The 15,312-nt window shown below is 73.5% G+C and carries 13 protein-coding genes; 9 read left to right on the forward strand and 4 right to left on the reverse strand.

What is annotated here, in order from left to right; translation table 11 throughout:
- Positions 1-79 precede the first annotated feature (79 nt).
- The gene (locus ABTX81_RS14425; protein WP_350544458.1) at positions 80-790 is read right to left on the reverse strand and encodes a TetR/AcrR family transcriptional regulator; all 711 of its coding nucleotides are present in this window, start codon (positions 788-790) and stop codon (positions 80-82) included.
- Positions 791-933: 143 nt separating this feature from the next.
- Here ABTX81_RS14425 and ABTX81_RS14430 point away from each other — a divergent pair, with 143 nt between their 5' ends.
- Positions 934-2,394, forward strand: a complete 1,461-nt coding sequence (locus tag ABTX81_RS14430) for an MFS transporter (protein ID WP_350544460.1) — start codon at positions 934-936, stop codon at positions 2,392-2,394.
- A gap of 98 nt (positions 2,395-2,492) precedes the next feature.
- Here the strand turns inward: ABTX81_RS14430 and ABTX81_RS14435 are convergent, their stop codons facing one another.
- A complete protein-coding gene (locus ABTX81_RS14435; RefSeq protein ID WP_350544462.1) occupies positions 2,493-4,718 on the reverse strand; it encodes an NADP-dependent isocitrate dehydrogenase in 2,226 nt (741 codons plus the stop codon).
- A 310-nt stretch (positions 4,719-5,028) separates the two neighbouring features.
- On the opposite strand from ABTX81_RS14435, the gene ABTX81_RS14440 reads away from it, so the two are divergent.
- Positions 5,029-5,346, forward strand: coding sequence for an SAV_915 family protein (locus tag ABTX81_RS14440; RefSeq protein ID WP_350544464.1), 318 nt, complete (start codon positions 5,029-5,031; stop codon positions 5,344-5,346).
- Positions 5,343-5,654 carry a hypothetical protein gene (locus ABTX81_RS14445; protein WP_350544466.1) on the forward strand — a complete coding sequence of 104 codons (312 nt, stop codon included), beginning with the start codon at positions 5,343-5,345 and terminating at the stop codon, positions 5,652-5,654. Before ABTX81_RS14440 ends, ABTX81_RS14445 begins: the two co-directional genes overlap by 4 nt.
- Before the next feature lie 113 nt (positions 5,655-5,767).
- Here the strand turns inward: ABTX81_RS14445 and ABTX81_RS14450 are convergent, their stop codons facing one another.
- Complete coding sequence (locus ABTX81_RS14450; protein WP_350544469.1) at positions 5,768-6,628, reverse strand: EamA family transporter; 861 nt, start codon at positions 6,626-6,628, stop codon at positions 5,768-5,770.
- A gap of 472 nt (positions 6,629-7,100) precedes the next feature.
- Between ABTX81_RS14450 and ABTX81_RS14455 the strand changes: the two genes are divergently transcribed.
- Positions 7,101-8,765, forward strand: a complete 1,665-nt coding sequence (locus ABTX81_RS14455; RefSeq protein WP_350544472.1) for an APC family permease — start codon at positions 7,101-7,103, stop codon at positions 8,763-8,765.
- A gap of 63 nt (positions 8,766-8,828) precedes the next feature.
- On the opposite strand, the gene ABTX81_RS14460 is transcribed toward ABTX81_RS14455, so the two are convergent.
- Positions 8,829-10,454, reverse strand: a complete 1,626-nt coding sequence (locus ABTX81_RS14460; protein ID WP_350544475.1) for an FAD-dependent oxidoreductase — start codon at positions 10,452-10,454, stop codon at positions 8,829-8,831.
- Positions 10,455-10,760: 306 nt separating this feature from the next.
- Here ABTX81_RS14460 and ABTX81_RS14465 point away from each other — a divergent pair, with 306 nt between their 5' ends.
- The 5 genes from ABTX81_RS14465 (at position 10,761) to ABTX81_RS14485 (ending at position 15,312) form a co-directional block, all read left to right on the forward strand.
- Entirely contained in the window at positions 10,761-11,927 is a 1,167-nt protein-coding gene (locus tag ABTX81_RS14465) for a SchA/CurD-like domain-containing protein (RefSeq protein WP_350544478.1), read from the forward strand.
- Positions 11,928-12,037: 110 nt separating this feature from the next.
- Positions 12,038-12,472: a cupin domain-containing protein gene (locus tag ABTX81_RS14470; RefSeq protein ID WP_350544480.1), complete on the forward strand. Its 435-nt coding sequence runs from the start codon at positions 12,038-12,040 to the stop codon at positions 12,470-12,472.
- The gene (locus ABTX81_RS14475) at positions 12,469-13,728 is read left to right on the forward strand and encodes a beta-ketoacyl-[acyl-carrier-protein] synthase family protein (RefSeq protein WP_350544483.1); all 1,260 of its coding nucleotides are present in this window, start codon (positions 12,469-12,471) and stop codon (positions 13,726-13,728) included. Before ABTX81_RS14470 ends, ABTX81_RS14475 begins: the two co-directional genes overlap by 4 nt.
- A gap of 5 nt (positions 13,729-13,733) precedes the next feature.
- Entirely contained in the window at positions 13,734-14,975 is a 1,242-nt protein-coding gene (locus tag ABTX81_RS14480) for a beta-ketoacyl synthase N-terminal-like domain-containing protein (RefSeq protein WP_350544485.1), read from the forward strand.
- Between the two features lie 76 nt (positions 14,976-15,051).
- Positions 15,052-15,312: an acyl carrier protein gene (locus ABTX81_RS14485; protein ID WP_350544488.1), complete on the forward strand. Its 261-nt coding sequence runs from the start codon at positions 15,052-15,054 to the stop codon at positions 15,310-15,312.

Below are 15,312 nucleotides of genomic sequence, written 5' to 3' on the forward strand. Positions count from 1 at the left end.
CAGGGCTGTCGGCCACAGCTGAACGAAGGAGCCCCCGTCCGGGTCCGGACGGGGGCTCCGGCGTTTCCTGGGCGGGGGCTCAGGCGCCGGCCGGGGTCTGCCGGGCGAGGCCGGCGACCAGGATGTCCAGGCCGAACTCGAAGCGCTCGTCGCCGACGTTGCGGGTCAGCGCGGCGGCCATCGAGGTGATCATCGGGTAGCGCTCGGCGGGGATGGTCGCGAAGTACCCGCGGATCCGGTCGGTGAACTCCTCGGTGTTGCCGCCGCCCCGGGTGGACGCCTCGAAGGCGGTCGCGGTGGTGTAGAGACCGAGCAGGTCGACCCCGTAGGCGGCGGTCTGCTCGTCCAGGCCGCCGGCCTTCAGCATGGCGAGCATGGCCTCGGCGATGTCCATCGCGTGCGGGGTGACCGGCACATTGGCGACCACGGCGGCCTTGGCCAGGTCGCGGTGGGAGAGCAGTGCCTCGCGGCAGGTCCGCAGCAGCCGCTTGATCTGCTCCTCCCAGCGCGCCGGGTCGGCCGGCTCCAGCTCGATCTCGGCGTAGGCGAGGTCCAGGACCTGTTCGAGCAGCTCCTCCTTGGAGCCGACGTGGGCGTAGAGGCTGGCGGCGCCGGTGCCGAGCTCCTGGCCGACCCGGCGCATGCTGAGCGCGTCCATGCCCTCGGCGTCGACGATCCGCAGCGCCGCCTCGACGATCCGCTCCCGGCTCAGCGGCTGCCGCCTGGGGGCGGCCTTCGCCTTCCCCCGCCAGTGCTCGGGCCAGCCGGAACGCGGGGCGGCACTGGTCATGGGGGCTCCTTCGTGGTCGGCGACGGATCCCAGATTACTTGACACGAACACCGTTCCATGGGAGAACACTGTTCGTTGAACCAAACAGTGTTCGTTCCGACGAACGTCGTTCGTCGACAGCTCTGATTCCGGAGAGCACCTCCATGACCAGTCAGATCGCCCCTCCCCAGGCCCCCGCGTCCCCGTCCGCCGGCTACCGGCTGCGCTGGGCGGGCCTCGCCGTCATCCTCGCCGCCGAGGTGATGGACCTCCTCGACACCACGATCGTCGGCGTCGCGGCGCCCGCCGTCCGGCAGGACCTCGGCGGCAGCGACGCCCAGATCCAGTGGATCACCGCGTCCTACACGCTCGCCTTCGCCGTCCTGCTGATCACCGGCGGCCGGCTCGGCGACCTCTTCGGCCGCAAGCGCCTGTTCGTCCTCGGCGCGGCCGGCTTCACCCTCGCCTCGGTGCTCTGCGCGGCGGCGCCCGGCGCCGGCACCCTGATCGCCGCCCGCACCGTGCAGGGCCTGTTCGCGGCGCTGCTCATCCCGCAGGGGCTCGGGCTGATCAAGTCGATGTTCCCGCCGAAGGAGGTCGGCGCGGCGTTCGGCCTGTTCGGCCCCGTGCTGGGCCTCTCCTCGGTGCTCGGGCCCACCCTCGGCGGCTACCTCACCGACGCCGACCTGTTCGGCCTCGGCTGGCGGACCGTCTTCCTGATCAACCTGCCGGTCGGCCTGCTCGCCGCGCTCGCCGCCCTCCGGATCCTGCCCGCCGACCGCGTCACCCGCACCACCGGCGCCGGGCGGCTCGACCCCGTCGGCGTGCTGGTGCTCGGCCTCGCCGTGCTGCTGCTGGTCTACCCGCTGGTCCAGGGCCGCGAGCTGGACTGGCCGCTCTGGACCTTCCTCTCGATGGCGGCCTCGGTCCCGGTCCTGTGGCTCTTCGCCCGGCACCAGCGCGGCGTCCTGCGACGCGGCGGCACCCCGCTGATCGAGCCCTCGCTGTTCACCAAGCGGCCCTTCGTCTCGGCGCTCGCCACCGGGCTGGTGTTCTTCGCCGCGCTCTCCGGGCTGATGCTGGTCTTCACCCTCCACCTGCAGCTCGGCCTCGGCTGGACGCCGCTGCACGCCGGGCTCTCGATGATCCCGCTGTCGATCGGCGTGGTGGTCGGCGCCGTCCTCTCCGGCGGACTGCTGGCCCCGCGGCACGGCCGCCGGGTGCTGCACGGCGGCATCGCCGTCGCCGCCGCGGGCGCGCTGGGCCTGTGGGTCACCGTCGAGCGCGGGGCCGAGGGGCTCACCAGCTGGCAGCTGGTCCCGGCGCTCGCCCTCACCGGGCTGGGCCTCGGCCTGGTCATGGCGCCGTTCTTCGACATCGCGCTGGCCGGGGTCGAGGAGTCCGAGACCGGCTCCGCCTCCGGCGTCCTCAACGCCCAGCAGCAGCTCGGCGGCTCGATGGGCGTGGCGCTGCTCGGCACCGCGTTCTTCGGCTGGGCCGGCACCGACGGCTTCCGGCACGCGGCCGGCTGGACGTACGGCCTGATCGCGGCGCTGCTCGCGGCGGCCTTCGTGGTCGCCTTCCTGCTCCCCCGGCACGCCCGCCCCGAGGGCGAGGGGCACTGAGCCCCCCGCGGGGAGACCGCCGGGAAGGGCCGGGAGGCCCCGGAGGTCCGTGATCGGACCTCCGGGGCCTCCCGGGTTCAGCTGCGGCGCCGTCCGGCTCAGCCGAGGCTGGCGAGCGCCTCGTTGAGGGTCTTCGACGGGCGCATCACGGCCGCGGCCTTGGCCGGGTCCGGCTGGTAGTAGCCGCCCAGGTCGACCGGGGAGCCCTGCACCGCGACGAGCTCCTCGACGATGGCCTGCTCCTGCTCGGTCAGCGTCTTGGCCAGGCCCTCGAAGGCCTGCGCGAGCGCGGCGTCCTCGGTCTGGCCGGCCAGCTCCTGGGCCCAGTAGGTGGCCAGGTAGAAGTGGCTGCCGCGGTTGTCGATGCCACCGAGGCGGCGGCTCGGCGACTTGTCCTCGTTGAGGAAGGTGCCGGTGGCGCGGTCCAGGGTGTCGGCCAGCACCTGGGCGCGGGCGTTGCCGGTGGTGCGGGCCAGGTGCTCGAAGCTGGCGGCCAGCGCGAAGAACTCGCCCAGGCTGTCCCAGCGCAGGTAGTTCTCCTTGACCAGCTGCTGGACGTGCTTCGGGGCGGAGCCGCCGGCGCCGGTCTCGAACAGGCCGCCGCCGTTGATCAGCGGGACGACCGACAGCATCTTGGCGCTGGTGCCCAGCTCCAGGATCGGGAACAGGTCGGTCAGGTAGTCGCGCAGCACGTTGCCGGTGACCGAGATGGTGTCCTCGCCGCGGCGGATGCGCTCCAGCGAGAACGTGGTGGCCTCGACCGGGGACTTGATCTCGATCTGCAGGCCGGTGGTGTCGTGGTCGGCCAGGTAGGTCTTGACCTTCTCGATCAGCACGGCGTCGTGGGCGCGGCTCTCGTCCAGCCAGAAGACGGCCGGGCTGCCGGTGACCCGGGCGCGGGTGACGGCCAGCTTCACCCAGTCGCGGATCGGCAGGTCCTTGGTCTGGCAGGAGCGGAAGATGTCGCCCGGCTGGACGGCCTGCTCCAGGACGACCTCGCCGGTGGCGGCGTCGACCAGGCGCACGGTGCCGGCGGCCGCGATCTCGAAGGTCTTGTCGTGGCTGCCGTACTCCTCGGCGGCCTGGGCCATCAGGCCGACGTTCGGGACCGAGCCGATGGTGGCCGGGTCCAGGGCGCCGTGGGCGCGGCAGTCGTCGATGACGGCCTGGTAGACGCCCGCGTAGCTGCTGTCCGGCAGCACGGCGAGGGTGTCGGCCTCCTGGCCGTCCGGGCCCCACATGTGGCCGGAGGTGCGGATCATGGCCGGCATCGAGGCGTCGACGATGACGTCGCTCGGCACGTGCAGGTTGGTGATGCCCTTGTCGGAGTCGACCATGGCCAGGGCCGGGCCGGCGGCCAGCTCGGCCTCGAAGGAGGCCTTGATCTCCTCGCCCAGGTGCGGGACGTTGTCCAGGCCGGCCAGGATGCCGCCGAGGCCGTTGTTCGGGTTCAGGCCCGCCGCGACGAGCACCTCGCCGTACTTGGCGAAGGTCTGCGGGAAGAAGGCGCGGACCACGTGGCCGAAGATGATCGGGTCGGAGACCTTCATCATGGTGGCCTTCAGGTGGACCGAGAACAGCACGCCGCGGGCCTTGGCCTCGGCGACCTGCGCGGCCAGGAACTCGTTCAGCGCGGCGGCGCGCATGACCGAGGCGTCCACGACCTCGCCGGCCAGCACCGGGACGGACTCGCGCAGCACGGTGGTGGCGCCGTCCTCGGCGACCAGCTCGATGCGCAGCGCGCCGTCCGCGGCGATGACGGTCGACTTCTCGGTGGAGCGGAAGTCGTTCTCGCCCATGGTGGCGACATTGGTCTTGGAGTCGGCCGACCAGGCGCCCATGCGGTGCGGGTGGGTCTTGGCGTAGTTCTTGACCGACGCGGGGGCGCGGCGGTCCGAGTTGCCCTCGCGCAGGACCGGGTTGACGGCGCTGCCCTTGACCTTGTCGTACCGGGCGCGGACGTCCTTGTCCTCGTCGGTCTGCGGGTCGTCCGGGTAGTCCGGCAGCGCGTAGCCCTGCGCCTGCAGCTCGGCGATGGCGGCCTTGAGCTGCGGGATGGATGCCGAGATGTTCGGCAGCTTGATGATGTTGGCGCCCGGGGTCTTGGCGAGCGCGCCCAGCTCGGCGAGCGCGTCGCCGATCCGCTGGTCCTCGGTCAGACGCTCCGGGAAGCTCGCGATGATTCGCCCGGCGAGGGAGATGTCGCGAGTCTCCACCTTCACGCCCGCCGTCGAGGCGTACGCCTGGACCACCGGCAGGAACGAGTACGTTGCCAGGGCCGGCGCCTCGTCGGTGTGCGTATAGATGATGGTCGAGTCAGTCATCGGTACTCCGCTTCACGTCTCCAACGTCTTGACGTCAAGATATCTCGTGACCGCCCCTCCGCTCCACCTCCCCCCGGATTCGGATCAGCTCCACCGTCGTCCCGACGCCGCCGCGGGGCAAGCGGAGCGGTCCGGGAGGCCCCGTCCGGTGAGCGGTGCACCCGACCGTCAGGACTTCGTCAACGCAGTGCTGCATTCGGTCAACGCTGCGTCAGGGCGGTTCTCCGCGTGCCCGGGCCAGCCCTAGCGTCATGAGGAGCAGTTCCGAGCAGTCCCGGCAGGCCCCACTCCATCACTCGGGAGCATCCGCATGGCCCGCGTCGTCGTCTGGCACGTCCCGGTCACCGTCACTGGACGGACCACCTCCCTGCGTCTCTTCCGCCTGCGCGACGGCCGCCGCTGCGCGGTCGGCTTCAGTTCGGCGGGCGCGCTCGCCGAACTGCTCGGCCCGGAGCAGGCCGCCGTCGTCCTCGGCGAACCGGCGCTGCGCGCGCTGACCGCACCGCTCGGCATCGAGGAGCTGGTCCTGGACCCGCGGCTGGTCGCGCCCCCGGTGACCGCCCCGGACGCCCGGCCGGACGCCGGGCACCCCTCCCCCCGCTCCGGCGCACGGCTCCAGCGCCGGTGAGCGCACTCCACCTCGTCCCGGGCGCGCCGCAGCCCGAGCCGGCCCGCCCGCTCCAGGCCCTCGCCCGGGTGAGCTACGGCCCGGTCCCGCTGGACTTCGACCGGCTGGCCGCCGAGCTGCCGGCGGTGCAGAGCGGCCTGGCACTGGCCGGCGACGCCGACCTCGAACTGCGGCTCGCCTGCACCGGCCCGGAGGAGTTACGGGCCGTCTCCGCCGCCCTGCTCCGGGCCGGCGCCGCGCACGTCCACGTCGACCTGGTGCTGCGCGCCCTGGTCCCCGGCCAGCCGGCCCTGCGGCCGGTGCCCTGACACCGCCGCCCCGGGTTCCCGCGCCCGCCCGCCGTCCGGACAGCGGGCGGGCGGGCGCGGGGCACTGCTCAGCGAAGCACCGTTCAGCGGGACACCGTTCAGCGGGGCACCGCTCAGCGCCGGGTGAGCACGGCGACGGCGGTGAGCAGCAGGGCAGACCCGGCCGGCAGGGCCGGGGTGAGCGGCTCGCCGAGGAAGGCCACGCCGAGGACGGCGGCGGTGGCCGGCTCCAGCAGCACCAGCACGGCCGCGGTGGCCCCCGGTACGACGGCCAGCCCGGCGAAGTACCAGCGGTAGGCGAGCAGCGTCGGCACCGTGCCCAGGAACAGCAGCGCGGCGGCCGTCGTCAGCGGTGCGCCGGCGGTCGGCAGCACGCCGCCGTCCACGGTGAGGGCGAGCGGCAGCAGGCAGAGCAGGCCGGTGGCGAACGCCCCGGTCGAGGCGCGGGCCGTGCCGCCGGCGCGGGCCCAGAGGGTGAGTCCGCTCTGCCCGGCGCCGGCCAGGACGGCGAGCGCCGTCCCGAGCACGGGCCGCGGGCCGCCCGCCGGCCCGGCCAGCAGCAGGACCAGCCCGCCCAGGGCGAGCAGATTGGCGGCCACCGACCGGCCGGTGAGCCGTTCACCGAGCAGCAGGTGGGCACCGAGGCTGGTGAGCACCGGCCCGGCGCCGATGGTCACCAGGGTGCCGAGGCCGAGCCCGGCGTAGCGGACCGAGCCGAAGTACGCGCACTGGCTGACCGCCAGCCCGAGCCCGGTGAGCACGGCGGCGCGGCGCGGCCCGGCGGCGGCCCGGGCGGGCAGCAGGGCGAGGCAGCCGGCGGCGACGGCGAACCGCCAGGCGCAGACGGCGACCGGGCCGAGCCCGGCGGCGCCCATCAGCAGGGCGGCCACGGCTCCGCCCGCGCCCCAGGCGACGGCGGCGGCCGAGATGGACAGCAGGCCGTGCCGGACCGGCACGGCGGCATGAGTGGTCATGTGTTCGTTCTCCACGACGGGGTGCCGGGCGGGGCCCGGCCGGATGAGGTCCACCGGTGGTGCGGGCGGCACTCATCGGCCCGGGAACGGCGGAGCCGCCGGGCTGGGTGCGTGGAGTGGGCCGCCCGCTAGCGGACGGGCGGCGGCAGGATCCGGGAACGCATGGCGGTCACCCTACGCGATCGGGGCGGCGGATGCATCTCTATACGAACGGTCCGATTTTTATAACCACCTTCGCCTTATCATCCCGGACGGGGGCGAATCAATGCTCAAATCTGGCTCAAATTCCTAAATTACTCATCCGTCACGTAACGGGTGCATGAACTGATGGCCGCCTACCTGCGGAAATATCCTGCGAAGTAGGTAAACATTCAGTAATGAAATCTGTGCAGATGTCTCTGAATCCGCCTACCGTGTGTCAACTCTCCGCGCTCCGCACGACCGGAGCCCCCACAGCACAGAGAGATTGCGCATGGCCTCCCTCAACCAGCTCTCCCCGCCCGGTACGGGCACCGGTCCCGGCACCGGGACCACCACCCACCGGTCGCTCCGCCGCGAAGTCGGCCTCATCGGCCTCATGTGGGCCTCGGTCGGCTCGATCATCGGCTCGGGCTGGCTCTACGGCGCCAAGAACGCCGTCGTCGTCGCCGGACCGGCGGCGCTCATCGCCTGGGGCATCGGCGCGGTCGCCATCGTGCTGCTCGCCTTCGTGCACGCCGAGCTCGGCGGCATGTTCCCGGTCGCCGGCGGCACCGCCCGCTACCCGCACTACGCCTTCGGCGGGCTGGCCGGCATGTCGTTCGGCTGGTTCTCCTGGCTCCAGGCCGCCACCGTCGCGCCCATCGAGGTCGAGGCGATGATCGGCTACGCCGGGCACTGGGAGTTCGCGCAGGGCCTCCTCAACGACAACGGCACCCTCACCGCGAGCGGCATGGTCGTCGCCGTGCTGCTGATGGCCCTGTTCGTGGCGGTCAACTTCCTCGGCGTCCGGGTGCTCGCCCGCACCAACAGCGCGGCCACCTGGCTGAAGATCTTCGTCCCGCTGTTCGCGATCTTCGTGCTGGCCGTGACCAACTTCCACGGCTCCAACTTCTCCTCGCACGGCTTCGCCCCGTTCGGCATCAAGGGCGTGCTGACCGCGGTCAGCGCCAGCGGCATCATCTTCGCGCTGCTCGGCTTCGAGCAGGCGATCCAGCTGGCCGGCGAGAGCAAGAACCCCAAGCGCGACATCCCGCGCGCCGTGCTCGGCTCGGTCGCCATCGGCACCGCGATCTACGTGCTGCTGCAGGTCGTCTTCATCGCCGCGCTGCCCGCCGCCTCCTTCGCCAACGGCTGGGAGAACCTCGACTTCCCCGGCATCGACGGCCCGTTCGCCGGCCTCGCCACGGTGGTCGGCCTCGGCTGGCTGGCCTGGGTGCTGTACTTCGACGCCATCGTCTCCCCCGGCGGCACCGGCCTCATCTACACCACCTCCACCTCGCGCATCGCGTACGGCCTCAGCAAGAACGGCTACGCGCCGCAGCTGTTCGAGCGGGTCGACAAGCGCGGCGCGCCGTGGTTCGGCCTCATCATGTCGTTCGTCACCGGCGTCATCTGCTTCATGCCCTTCCCGAGCTGGCAGGAGCTGGTCGGCTTCATCACCTCGGCCAGCGTGCTGATGTACGCGGGCGCCCCGCTCGCCTTCGGCGCCCTGCGCCGCCGGCTGCCGGCCCGCGAGCGCTCGTACCGCCTGCCCGGCGGCGCGGCCGTCGCCCCGGCGTCCTTCATCGTCTCCAGCCTGATCATCTACTGGTCCGGCTGGCACACCCTGTCCCGCCTGGGCATCGCGATCGTCATCGGCTACCTGCTGCTCGGCAGCTACGCCACCTACGCCATCCGCAAGGGCCTGCCGAACGCCCCGCACATGGACTGGCGGGCCGCCCAGTGGCTGCCGGCCTACCTGCTGGGCCTCGGCCTGATCTCCTGGCAGGGCGGCTTCGGCGACGGCACCGGCCGGATCCCGATGTGGTGGGACATGGCCGCCGTCTCGGTCTTCTCGCTGGCGATCTACTACTGGGCGATCCGGGTCGCGCTGCCGGCCGAGATCATCGAGCGGAACATCGAGGACGTCGAGGTCGTCGACGAGGGCGGTCACTGACCTCGCGCCGGACATGACGAAGGGCCCGCCGGATGGTGCGACCGGCGGGCCCTCTGTTGCCGGCTACAGCGACAGCACCGACCGCAGCGCCCGCTCGATCTCCGCCTCCGGGTCGTCGGCGGGGTGCTCGGAGCGCCAGGCGACGAAGCCGTCCGGGCGCACCAGCAGGGCGCCGTCGGGGCGGATGCCGTGGACGGCGGCGAAGTCGGTGCCCGGCTCCGGGGCCAGGTCGTCGTCCGCGCCGTCGCCGATCCGGTAGGCGTCCAGCGGGACGGCCAGCCGGTCGGCCGCGCGGCGGGCGGCGTCCCGCCAGGCGGTGCCCGCCGAGCCGGCCAGCAGCACCATCGCCTGCTCGTACAGGTCGAGGGTGGACAGCCGCACGCCCGCGCGCAGCAGCCACTGGTGCGGCGCCCGGCTGCCCGGCTCGCCCGCCGACTCGAAGGCGTCCGGGACCACCGGGCCGGCCGGGTCGGTGCCGGTGACCGCGCCCTGCCGGTAGCGGTAGCCGAGCGCCACCGCCAGCACCCCGGCCTGCCGGCCGACGCCCGGGACGACGGCGTACCCGGGGTGGCTGTGCTCGGCGGAGCGGGCCGAGGCGCGCTCGCTGGTCACCCGCGCCACCGGACGGCGCTCCTGCCCGTAGGTCTCCAGCAGGCCCGGCCCGGCCCAGCCGCAGAGCACCGCGGCGAGCTTCCAGGCCAGGTTGTGCGCGTCCTGGATACCGGTGTTGGAGCCGAAGGCACCGGTCGGGGACATCTCGTGCGCCGAGTCCCCGGCCAGGAACACCCGCCCGGACGAGTAGCGCTCGGCGACCCGCTCGGCGGCGTGCCACGGGGCCTTGCCGGTCACCTCGACGTCCAGCTCGGGCATCCCGATCGCGGCCCGGATGTGCCGGGCGCAGCGCTCGTCGGTGAACGCCTCCAGCGGCTCGCCGTGCTCCGGGTGCCAGGGCGCGTGGAACACCCACTCCTCCCGGTTGTCGACCGGCAGCAGGGCGCCGTCCGCCTCCGGGTCGGTGAGGTAGCAGGCGATGAAGTGGCGGTCGCCGACCACCTCGGCCAGCCGCTTGGCCCGGAAGGTGATGCTGACGTTGTGGAACAGCTCGCCCTTCCCGCTCTGGCCGATGCCCAGCCGGGTGCGGACCGGGCTGCGCGGGCCGTCCGCCGCGAGCAGGTACTCCGCCCGGACGACCCGCTCCTCGCCGCTCTCCCGGCTGCGCAGCAGCGCGCTCACCCCGTCGGCGTCCTGCTCGAAGGAGAGCAGCTCGGTGCCGAAGCGGATCTCGGCGCCCAGCTCGCGGGCCGCGCGGCGGAGCACCGGCTCCAGGTCGTTCTGGCTGCACAGGCACCAGGAGCTGGGGCTGAACCGGGCCAGGCGCCCGCCCGGGTCGATCTCCCGGAACAGCCACTCCTGCTCCTCGCCGGTCAGCGAGGGGGCCTGCAGGATGCCGTGGTTCGGGGCCAGCACGGACGCGGCCTCGCGGATCGCCGTCTCGATCCCGGCCACCCGGTACAGCTCCATGGTCCGTACGTTGTTGCCTCGGCCGCGCGGGTGATGCGAGGTGTCGGCGTGCTTCTCGACCAGCAGGTGCCTGACACCCAGTCGGCCGAGGAAGAGCGAGGCCGACAGCCCGACCAGCGAGCCGCCGACGATCAGGACCGGTACCCGGTCGTCCACCTTCGGATTCATCAATTGCTCCAGCCTGTACAGGAGTTCGGGGCCGCATGCGGGGCTCGGCGCGGCCCTCGGAGGGGCCCGCGGGCAACGACGGCCCGGTCCTACCGTCCCCCGCCGCGGGAGCGTTGTGCCGTCTCTTCGCCCGGATGGCCCGCATATCTCGCGCCACCCGGGAGCGCCGCGCACGATCGACCTCAGGCCTGATGGCCGACCGCCACCGCAGCACCCCTCCCGCCGGGGGCCGCCCCGGCCCCCTCCGGCACCGGCGCCGCCGCACGCGGCCCCCGACGCGCGCGGCCCAGAAGCAGAAAGTGGATCATGACGACTCTGTCCGAACCGCCCGCCCGGCAGCACTCCTCCTCCGAGACCCGCCTGCGGGTGGTGCTGATGCTGGAGATCCAGGACGGCGCCCAGCAGCGCTTCATGGACGTGTACGAGAAGCTCCGCCACCAGGTCGCGACCGTGCCCGGCCACGTCAGCGACCAGCTCTGCCAGTCCATCAACGACCCCCGGCAGTGGCTGATCACCAGCGAGTGGGAGGACCAGGAGACCTTCCTGGAGTGGGTGGACAGCCCGGCCCACCGGGAGATGGTCAAGCCGATGCACGGCTGCGTCAGCGACACCTTCCGCTCCCTGCGCTACGCCATCCTCCGGGAGACCTCCGCCGCCGGCGCCACCGGCAGCCGGGCGCCGCTGGAGGTGCCGGCCGACCTGCCGCGCAGCGCCCCCACCGGCCAGCCCGGCCCGCCGAAGGCCGTCCCCGGCCCGGACGGCGTGGTCCGGCACGCGCTCACCTTCACCGTCAAGCCCGGCAGCGAGCCCGAGGTGGCCCGGATCCTGTCCGGCTACGCCTCCCCCCGCGCCGAGGTGGACGAGACCACCCGGCTGCGCCGCACCTCGCTGTTCATGCACGGCAACCGGGTGGTCCGCGCGGTCGAGGTGATCGGCAGCCTCGGCGAGGCGCTGCGGCACGTCGCCATGCAGCCCGAGGTGCGGGCCGTCGAGGAGGCGATCAACCCGCACCTGGAGGAGGCCCGCCAGCTCGGCGACCCGCAGGCGGCGCGCGCCTTCTTCGCCCGGGCCGCGCTGCCGGCCGCCAACCAGGCCGTCGCCGGCTCCCCCGCCTCCGGGCGGCTGCACCGGCACGCCGTGCTGTACCCGGTGAAGCCCGGCAAGGGGAAGGTGGTCACCGAACTGCTCGCCGAGCACGACGACCTCGCCACCGCCGACCCGACCGGCCCGGTGGCCGCGAGCACCGTCTTCCACCGCGAGGACGTCGTGGTGCGGCTGGTCGACCTGCGGCTGCCGCCGGAGGCCGACCCGGCGGCGGCGCTCGGCGTGGCCGGCGAGCGCGAGGCCACCGTGCTGGGCCGGCTGCTCGACCTCGGCCCGGAGGGCGACCTGCGGACCGACGCCGGGCGGCGCGCCTTCCTCGCCGCCCGCAGCATGAACCCGGTCACCGACCGGACGTCCCAGGACTCCTGACGACCACCGCTCCCCGGCCCAGCCGGCTCCGGCGCGGCCGACCCCGACGCGGCAACCCCCGACGCGGCAATCCCCGGCACGAGAAGCCCCGGCAAGAGAAGGAAGAAACCATGTCCACGCAGTACCCACGGATCGTGCACGTCTCCGAGGCGCCGGAGAACCGACGGCGCGGCGGCGACCTGCGCGCCATGCTCACCCCGACCACCTGCGGCGCCACCAGCGGGTTCATGGGCCTGGCCATCGTGCAGCCCGGCGAGCGGATCGGGGAGCACTACCACCCGTACTCCGAGGAGTTCGTGTTCGTCGTCACCGGCGACCTGGAGGTGGACCTGGACGGCGAGACCCGGGTGCTCAAGCCCGAGCAGGGCCTGATGATCCCGATCGACATGCGCCACCGGTTCCGCAACGTCGGCGACACGGTGGCCAAGATGGTCTTCCACCTCGGCCCGCTGGCGCCGCGCCCCGAACTCGGTCACGTCGACACCGAGGAAACCGGGCCGGTGGTCAACTCCGGCCCGCCGGAACACGCCAAGGTGAGCTCGTGAGCCGCCGTCGGGTCGCCGTCACCGGAATCGGCGTGGTCGCGCCCGGAGGGGTCGGGGTCCCGGCGTTCTGGGACCTCCTCACCACCGGGCGGACGGCGACCCGGGGCATCACGCTCTTCGACCCCGCCGGGTTCCGGTCCCGGATCGCCGCGGAGTGCGACTTCGACCCGGCGGCCCACGGACTCGGCCCGGAGGACGTCCGACGGGCCGACCGCTACGTGCAGTTCGCGATGGTGGCGGCCGACGAGGCGATCGCCGACGCCGGACTCGACCTGGCCGCCGAGGACCCGTGGCGGATCGCCGTCTCGCTCGGCACCGCCGTCGGCGGCACCACCCGCCTGGAGCACGACTACGCCCTGGTCAGCGCCGGCGGCGCCCGCTGGGACGTCGACCACCGGCTCGCCGAGCCGCAGCTGCACCGGGCGTTCGCGCCCAGCACGCTCGCCTCGGCGGTCGCCGAACGGACCGGCGCGCACGGCCCGGTGCAGACCGTCTCCACCGGCTGCACCTCCGGTCTGGACGCCATCGGGTACGGCTTCCAGGCGGTCGAGGACGGGCGCGCCGACATCTGCTTCGCCGGCGCCTCCGACTCGCCGATCTCGCCGATCACCGTCGCCTGCTTCGACGCCATCAAGGCCACCAGCGAACGCAACGACGACCCGGCGCACGCCTCCCGCCCGTTCGACGCCCACCGCGACGGCTTCGTGCTCGGCGAGGGCGGCGCCGTCCTGGTGCTGGAGGAGCTGGAACACGCCCGCCGGCGCGGCGCGCGGATCTACGGCGAGATCGGCGGCTTCTCGACCTTCGGCAACGCCTACCACATGACCGGCCTCACCCAGGAGGGGCTGGAGATGTCCCGGGCGATCGACCACGCGCTCGACCACGCCCGGGCCGACCGCACCGACGTCGACTACGTCAACGCGCACGGCTCGGGCACCAAGCAGAACGACCGGCACGAGACGGCGGCCGTCAAGCGCTCGCTCGGCGAGCACGCGTACCGGACGCCGATGAGCTCGATCAAGTCGATGGTCGGGCACTCGCTCGGCGCGATCGGCGCGATCGAGGTGGTCGCCTGCACCCTCGCACTGGACCGCGGCGTGGTGCCGCCGACCGCCAACTACGAGACGCCCGACCCGGAGTGCGACCTCGACTACGTGCCGCGCACCGCGCGCGAGCTGCCACTGCGCACCATCCTGTCGGTCGGCAGCGGATTCGGCGGATTCCAGTCCGCCGTCGTGCTCACAAGAACGGGGTGAGACCCATGACGTCACGTCAGCAGAACCGCCGGGCGGTGATCACCGGCCTCGGCGTGGTGGCACCGAACGGCGTCGGGGCCGACGCCTTCTGGAAGGCCACCCGGCAGGGCGTGAGCGTCCTCGACCGGATATCCCGCGAGGGCTGCGGGGACCTCCCCCTGCGCATCGCCGGCCAGGTGAGGGACTTCGACCCGCGGACCGCCATCGACAACCGCTACCTGGTGCAGACCGACCGGTTCACGCACTACGCGATGGCCGCCGCCGACCAGGCGGTGGCGGACGCCGGCTTCCTCGCCGACCCCGAACAGCCGTACGCGGTGGGCGTGGTGACCGCGGCCGGCTCCGGCGGCGGTGAGTTCGGCCAGGGCGAGCTCCAGCAACTGTGGGGCAAGGGACCGCAGTTCGTCGGCCCCTACCAGTCGATCGCCTGGTTCTACGCCGCCAGCACCGGCCAGATCTCCATCCGCGGCGGCTACAAGGGCCCGTGCGCGGTGGTGGCCAGCGACGAGGCCGGCGGCCTGGACGCGATCGCGCACGCCGCCCGGGCCGTCGAGGAGGGCACCGACGCGGTGGTGGTCGGCGCCGCCGAGGCCCCGCTCGCGCCCTACTCGATGGTCTGCCAGCTCGGCTACCCCGAGCTGAGCCTGTCGGACCGCGCCGACCGGGCCTACCTGCCGTTCTCCCCCGACGCGGCCGGCTTCGCCCCCGCCGAGGGCGGCGCGATGCTGCTGCTGGAGGACGAGGCGACCGCCCGCCGGCGCGGGGCCACCGTCCGGGCGCACATCGCGGGCCACGCCGCCACCTTCACCGGCGCCTCGCGCTGGGCGGAGTCCCGCGAGGGCCTGGCGGCGGCGATCCGGATCGCCCTGGAGCGGGCCAGGATCGCGGCGGAGGAGGTCGACGTGGTCTTCGCCGACGCCCTCGGCGTCCCGGCCGCCGACCGGGCCGAGGCGCTCGCGCTGGCCGACGCGCTCGGCCCCTACGCCGAGCGGGTCCCGGTCACCGCCCCCAAGTCCGGTACCGGGCGGGCCTATTGCGGCGCCCCTGCACTGGACACCGCCGCCGCCGTACTCGCCATGGAGGACGGCGTGCTGCCGCCCACCCCCAATGTCACCGAGGTCGCCCACGACCTCGCCCTGGTGACCGGCCGCGCCCGGCCGGCCGAGCTGCGCACCGCGCTGGTGCTCAGCCGCGGGCTGATGGGCTCCAACTCGGCGCTGGTGATCCGGCGCGGCGAGCCGTCCTGAACCCGTCCCTCCCCCATCCCCTGTTCCACCCGCTCACCACCCGCTCACCACTCGCTCGCAACGAAGGGACACCCCCGTGAGCAACACCCTCAACTATCCCGAACTCGCGGCGCTCATCCAGGCCCGGGCCGGCGTCGTGATCGACCCGGCCGCCCTGGAGCGCCCCGGCGCCGCCTTCGACGAGTTCGGCGTGGACTCCCTCGGCCTGCTCGGCGTGGTCGGCGAACTGGAGAACCGGCACGGCGTGAAGGTCACCAACGGCGCGGAGTCCGCCAAGACCCCGGCCGAGTTCCTGGACCTGGTCAACTCCGCCGTGACCGCGAAGGCGGGTGCCTGA

Source organism: Kitasatospora sp. NPDC097605 (assembly GCF_040302725.1).
Taxonomy (GTDB): Bacteria; Actinomycetota; Actinomycetes; order Streptomycetales; family Streptomycetaceae; genus Kitasatospora.

What these genes read in the sequence shown, in the direction of transcription:
- ABTX81_RS14425 (WP_350544458.1), bottom strand. Translation starts at nt 790, where the DNA reads ATGACCAGTGCCGCCCCGCGTTCCGGCTGGCCCGAGCACTGGCGGGGG.
- ABTX81_RS14430 (WP_350544460.1), top strand. Translation starts at nt 934, where the DNA reads ATGACCAGTCAGATCGCCCCTCCCCAGGCCCCCGCGTCCCCGTCCGCC.
- ABTX81_RS14435 (WP_350544462.1), bottom strand. Translation starts at nt 4,718, where the DNA reads ATGACTGACTCGACCATCATCTATACGCACACCGACGAGGCGCCGGCC.
- ABTX81_RS14440 (WP_350544464.1), top strand. Translation starts at nt 5,029, where the DNA reads ATGGCCCGCGTCGTCGTCTGGCACGTCCCGGTCACCGTCACTGGACGG.
- ABTX81_RS14450 (WP_350544469.1), bottom strand. Translation starts at nt 6,628, where the DNA reads ATGACCACTCATGCCGCCGTGCCGGTCCGGCACGGCCTGCTGTCCATC.
- ABTX81_RS14455 (WP_350544472.1), top strand. Translation starts at nt 7,101, where the DNA reads ATGGCCTCCCTCAACCAGCTCTCCCCGCCCGGTACGGGCACCGGTCCC.
- ABTX81_RS14460 (WP_350544475.1), bottom strand. Translation starts at nt 10,454, where the DNA reads ATGAATCCGAAGGTGGACGACCGGGTACCGGTCCTGATCGTCGGCGGC.
- ABTX81_RS14465 (WP_350544478.1), top strand. Translation starts at nt 10,761, where the DNA reads ATGACGACTCTGTCCGAACCGCCCGCCCGGCAGCACTCCTCCTCCGAG.
- ABTX81_RS14470 (WP_350544480.1), top strand. Translation starts at nt 12,038, where the DNA reads ATGTCCACGCAGTACCCACGGATCGTGCACGTCTCCGAGGCGCCGGAG.
- ABTX81_RS14480 (WP_350544485.1), top strand. Translation starts at nt 13,734, where the DNA reads ATGACGTCACGTCAGCAGAACCGCCGGGCGGTGATCACCGGCCTCGGC.